The following is a 5,119-nucleotide window of genomic DNA, read 5'->3' as shown; positions in this document are numbered from 1 at the left end:
ACGGCGACGCGCACCCCGGAAGTCTAGCGGCTGGAGAGGGACGTGGGTTCGGGGAAGTGGGGGGTGGGAACAGACCCTTCATCTTTGCCCACTTCCTACTTCCCACTCCCCATTTCCGCTCTGTAGACCCGGCTGGGGTAGTAATACTCCTCCAGCAGCGACTTGATGAGCGCTGCGACCGCCGCGCCCAGCAGCAGCGCCCGCCCCGGCGAGAGCAGTGGTCCCAGTGACTCGCCAGGGTCAGCCCCCGCACCGGGCTGGACAGCCGCCAGGCCGCCGCCAGGAGCAACAGCCAGACGACCAGCCGGACGTAGGGCTGCGTCGAACGCAGGGTGCTGCTTGGTCGGGGACCAGATGGGGGGAGGTGGGTCATGGTGAGAGACTTCCTGGCCCGGCCCACGAAAGTCAAGGTACGGCGTCGCCTCGTTAACACCTGACGGTTAGGAACGCCTGACGGTTAGGCGCGTCCCAGCTTCAGTACCCGTACAGCTTCTGCGACTCGGCGGAGCGCACCGCGATACGGCTGCCCCTGTCGAGCTTGACGTTGGTCGCGTAGCTGCCTTTGAGCGCCCCGGTTTTGATCGGGTAGGCTTTGTCGAGATCGGTGCCGACCACCTTGAACTCGCTCAGTTTGAAGGTGGGGCTCTCGGCGAAGAGGGTGTAGAAGGTTTTGGTTTTCAGCAGCGCCTCGGCGGAGGCGAAGTAGGGCGTTTTGCTCCAGGCGCAGGATTGACCACCGCTTCCCAGCCTGGTGCAGCGCCCGCCGGTCTTCTCAGGGCTGGCCAGCATCTTGACCATGAAACTGGTGGCGGTCTCGGCCTGGCTGACAGAGGCGAGCAACAGAATTCCTACACTCAACATGCGGTTCATGGCGCCAATGGTAACGGCTTTCTCGTCGATGTGAGATGAAGCGCCGTCCTCAGTGCCGTCCCCAGCGCCGTCCTTAGTGCCGAGTCGTCACGCCCCAGAGGCCCGCAAAATTGACGAACTGTGTGCCGCCCAGCTCCGGCGTATACACCGCGCTGATCGAGCCGTCGAGGTACAGCGCGTCCGGGCAGCCCAGCGCGTCGCGGAAGAAGGTGGCGAAGCTGTAGAAGTTGACCGGCGCGGCGCTGATGGCGAATTTCACGACCTGATTCTGGCCTGGGCCGCCCCTGCACACGCCCACGCCGCTGCGAATCTTGAAGCTGGCGCTGCTGGCGCCAAATTCCGGGTGAATCTTGCCGCCGATGACCAGCATCGGGCCGCTCTGGGTGGCGTAGTCGGGGCTAACCGGGCTGCGGGCGTAGGCGCCGGTTTCCGTGACGCCCGCCTGGCTGCCCTTCGTCCAGAACACGCCGTTGGGTTTCAATGCAAAGTTGCCGCCGCCCGGCGTGTTGGCCCGGCGCGACTGCACCAGCGGCCTGAGCACCCGCCCGGCCTCGATGTGCAGGCCCAGCGGCGCGTAGGCGGGGGTGTAGATGCCGGAGTTGGTGGCGAACTGCAAGGTCTCACCTCGCCCGGCCAGGTAGCTGCTGAGGTCGCTGAATTGCAGGAACGGCGCTTTGGTGGCCGGGTTGTTCCAGTACAGCTTGAGGGTGTCGCGGCGCAGGTCGAGGGTGTTCACGGTGTAGCTTTTGCCCTGCCAGACGGGAAAGCTGACCTGCACGGCCAGCGCGGATGGACTGAGGGTCAACGAGAGAACACACAGGGCGCGGCGCATGCGTGGTCATCATGCCGCCTGGCCGCGTGACGGGGATGAGTGCGCGTGGGCCAGGAGGTGACTGGGCAGGCTCGGTATGCCAACTTCTTGTCGCACCGCCTACGACACACCCCACTTTGCTACCCTGGACCCCATGCGCGTATCCCTCCTGACCGTCTCGGCCCTGCTTCTCGCCAGCGCCGCCCACGCCGCCTGGGTGCCGGTGGCGCCCCTGACCGACAAGCCGGTGCTCAAGTTCGACGCCCCGGAGTGGGTCACCGATCCGGCGAAGAACTACCGCGCGGTCCTCAAGACCAGCAAGGGTGACGTGACGCTCGATCTGTACCCGCAGCAGGCGCCCAAAACCGTCAACAACTTCGTGTTCCTGGCCCTGAACCACTACCACGACGCCACGCCCTTTCACCGCGTTCTGGAGGGCTTCATGGCCCAGGGCGGCGACCCTACCGGCACCGGCACGGGCGGCCCCGGCTACGATTTTTACATCGAGATCGACAACAAGCTCAATTTCGATCAGGCGGGCGTGCTGGCGATGGCCCGGACCGGCGACCCGCACGGCAACGGCAGCCAGTTTTTCATCACCCTGGCGCCCGCCGCCTTCCTGGCCGGGCAGTACACCGTCTTCGGCAAGGTCGCGGAGGGCCAGAAGGTCGTGGACGCCCTGCAAAAGATCGATCCCGGCAAGCCGGACGCGGCGCTGAAGCCCGATACGATTACGAGCGTGAGGATTGAGGTGGAGGACGGGAAGTAGGAGGTGGGAAGTGGGAACAGACAAAAGATCAACCGTTGTCGCTCTGAGGGGAGGGGCGGTAAGCTCTCCGCTTCGCTCAGGGCGACACGCTTCTCTCGTTGAGAGGCTCAAGTCTGTTCAGCACGACATCTAGAGCAGATGTCATAAAAAGACCCTTTTTATGACCGAGCGGAGCGAGTAGTGTTGACTGAGCAAGGCGCAGAATGGAGGCGCGGGGAGGCTGTTTTCCCCCGTGTAGTGTCGGAGTACTGCTCTAATCCCCGGCGTGCTATTCCCACTGCCCACACCCCACTGCCCACTTCCCACAACCCCTCAAGCGCTAGCATCCGCCCATGCCTGCTCACCCTGACCGAATCGATCTGCGAAGCGACACCGTTACGGTTCCGACCCCTGAAATGCGCCGGGCGATGGCCGAGGCGGTGGTCGGCGACGACGTGTACGCCGAAGACCCCACCGTCAACACCTTGCAAGAAGAGGTCGCCCGGCAGCTCGGATTCGAGGCGGCGCTGTTCATGCCGTCGGGGACCATGACCAACCAGGCGGCCATCGCCGCGCATACCTCGCGGGGCCAGGAAATTATCTGCGCCGAGGGCTCGCACATCTACGAATGGGAACTGGGCATGATGGCGGCCTTCTCCGGCGTGGTGCCGCGCTTCGTGCCCGCGCCGCTGGGCGTGCCCGATCCCGCGCAGATCAAACGCGCCGTGCGCCGCAGCATTCACCAGTCGCCCACCGGCCTCATCAGCCTGGAAAATACCCACAACAAGCTCGGCGGCACCGTCATTCCGCTGGACGTGATGCACGCCATTCGCGCAGTGGCCGATGAGGAGGGCCTGCCGCTGCACCTCGACGGCGCCCGCATGGCCAACGCGGCGGCGGCGCTGGGCGTGAGTCTCAGGGATGTGGCGGCTCCGTTTCAGACCGTCAGCCTGTGTCTGAGCAAAGGGCTGGGCGCCCCGGTGGGCAGCGTGCTGGCCGGAAGCCGGGCACACATCAAGCTGGCGCACCGCTACCGCAAGATGCTCGGCGGCGGCATGCGGCAGGCGGGCGTGCTGGCGGCTGCCGGACTGATCGCGCTGCAAGAAGGCCCGGCCCGCCTGGCCGCCGACCACGCCCGCGCCCGCAAGCTGGCCGAGGCGTTGATCGAGGCTGGCTACACTGTGAATCTGGAGGCCGTGCAGACCAACATCGTCTACGCGACCATTCCGGAGGCCCAGCGCCGGGTAGACGTCTGGGCCGCCCAGGGGCTGCTCGCCAACGCCCTGGACACCGACAGCGTGCGTTTCGTGACCCACTACCAGATCGACGACGAGATGCTGGAGCGGGCCGTGGGGATCGTGCGTGTGGGGAATTCGGTTTCGGCCTGAGAGCTGCCCCTGAGAGCTTGGCCGCACTCACGCCCCGGCTCACGGGCTAATCTGGGCTCATGTCTGATGTGCCGCCGCTGAAAACGCCGTTGATGGCCCAGGAACTGCTGGGTCAGTCCGCGCCCCCGCCCGCCGAGGTTCAGCCGTCTGCCCCGCACCTCAGCGTCTCGCAGGGCGGCTGGACGGCGGCCAGTCTGCTGCTGCTGCAAAACGTGGTCTCGGCGGTGGCCTTGCAGGGCTTCAAGCTGCCGCTGGGCACCTCGCTGCTGTTGTCGTTCATCAGCACCGTGCTGGTGTTCCGGCTCATTATGCCCGGCACCTTCCGGCTGCTGCTCTCCGATACCCGCTGGACGACCCGCCCGAATATCGGCGTGGCGCTGGGGGCCTTCGCGCTGAGTTTCGCGGCCTCGCGCTCCATTCTCATCTTCGTGCTGAGCCTCTGGCCACAGGGCTCGCAGAACATCCCGCAGTTTCAGTCGAGCGGCTTCGATCTGTGGGTGCTGCTGCTGGTGGCGGGCGTGCTGATCCCTATCGCCGAGGAGATCGCCTTCCGGGGAACGCTGATGCGCGGACTGGAATGGGCACGCGGCCCGCTGGTCGCCGCCGTGATGAGCAGCCTGATTTTCGCTTTTGCGCACGGGGCTCCGGCGCAGGTGGCCGCCATCTTGCCGCTGGCCTGGGTGCTGGCGCGGGTGGTGCAGTACTCCGGCAGCCTGTGGAACAGCGTGATTATCCACGTCCTGAACAACTCGCTGGCCGTCGGGCTGGGGGCCTTGCTCCAGGGCAAGACCTTCGGTGCCCTGAGCGGCGACGTGGCCGGGATGAAAATTCCGCTGGGGCTGGGGCTGGCCGGGCTGCTGATGGGCGTCACGGCGCTCATCGTCGCCTCGTTCTGGCTGACCCCACGCACCTCACCCCGGTCTGAAGGCGGCAGCATCTGGACGGTCAGCACCGTGTTGCTGGTCGTGCTGGTGCTGGCTGTGGTGGCGCTGGCCAGCTTGCCGCTGCTGTTTCCAGGCTTGCTGAAAGGCGTATGAGCTGGCCTTGCCTGGCAACCCAACCCTGCCTGGCAACCCAACCCTGCCTGGCAACTCAGCCGGGCGTGTGCGCGTACTTGATGAAGCCGACGGCACCACTTCACTCTGCCCACCCTGCGAGGTATCCATGACCAACCTGTCCAAATCTACTGGCAGTGCGCCGGTCCTCACCGATCTGCTGACCCAGCCGACCCGTTTTTTCACGGCATTGCGGACCTTGCCGCCCAGCCCGGCGCGGTATCTGTGGGTGGTGGCGGTGACGGGC

At 65.8% G+C, this 5,119-nt stretch carries 5 protein-coding genes; 3 read left to right on the top strand and 2 right to left on the bottom strand.

Annotation, left to right across the window (positions count from 1 at the left end; translation table 11 throughout):
* Positions 1–474: 474 nt before the first annotated feature.
* Both Q0R23_RS17520 and Q0R23_RS17515 read right to left on the bottom strand, forming a co-directional pair.
* Complete coding sequence (locus Q0R23_RS17520) at positions 475–870, bottom strand: hypothetical protein (RefSeq protein WP_293915140.1); 396 nt, start codon at positions 868–870, stop codon at positions 475–477.
* Between the two features lie 73 nt (positions 871–943).
* Positions 944–1,702, bottom strand: a complete 759-nt coding sequence (locus Q0R23_RS17515) for a phosphodiester glycosidase family protein (RefSeq protein WP_293915138.1) — start codon at positions 1,700–1,702, stop codon at positions 944–946.
* Positions 1,703–1,835: 133 nt separating this feature from the next.
* Between Q0R23_RS17515 and Q0R23_RS17510 the strand changes: the two genes are divergently transcribed.
* The 3 genes from Q0R23_RS17510 to Q0R23_RS17500 all read left to right on the top strand — a co-directional run bounded on the left by Q0R23_RS17510 (position 1,836) and on the right by Q0R23_RS17500 (position 4,854).
* Positions 1,836–2,450, top strand: coding sequence for a peptidylprolyl isomerase (locus tag Q0R23_RS17510; RefSeq protein ID WP_293915136.1), 615 nt, complete (start codon positions 1,836–1,838; stop codon positions 2,448–2,450).
* A gap of 332 nt (positions 2,451–2,782) precedes the next feature.
* Positions 2,783–3,817, top strand: coding sequence for a low specificity L-threonine aldolase (locus Q0R23_RS17505; protein ID WP_293915134.1), 1,035 nt, complete (start codon positions 2,783–2,785; stop codon positions 3,815–3,817).
* Between the two features lie 59 nt (positions 3,818–3,876).
* Positions 3,877–4,854 carry a type II CAAX endopeptidase family protein gene (locus Q0R23_RS17500; RefSeq protein ID WP_293915132.1) on the top strand — a complete coding sequence of 326 codons (978 nt, stop codon included), beginning with the start codon at positions 3,877–3,879 and terminating at the stop codon, positions 4,852–4,854.
* Positions 4,855–5,119 lie beyond the last annotated feature (265 nt).

Origin of the sequence: Deinococcus sp. (genome assembly GCF_025362455.1) — a bacterium.
Classification (GTDB): Bacteria; Deinococcota; Deinococci; order Deinococcales; family Deinococcaceae; genus Deinococcus.
This window is presented reverse-complemented; position numbering and strand designations above follow the sequence as displayed.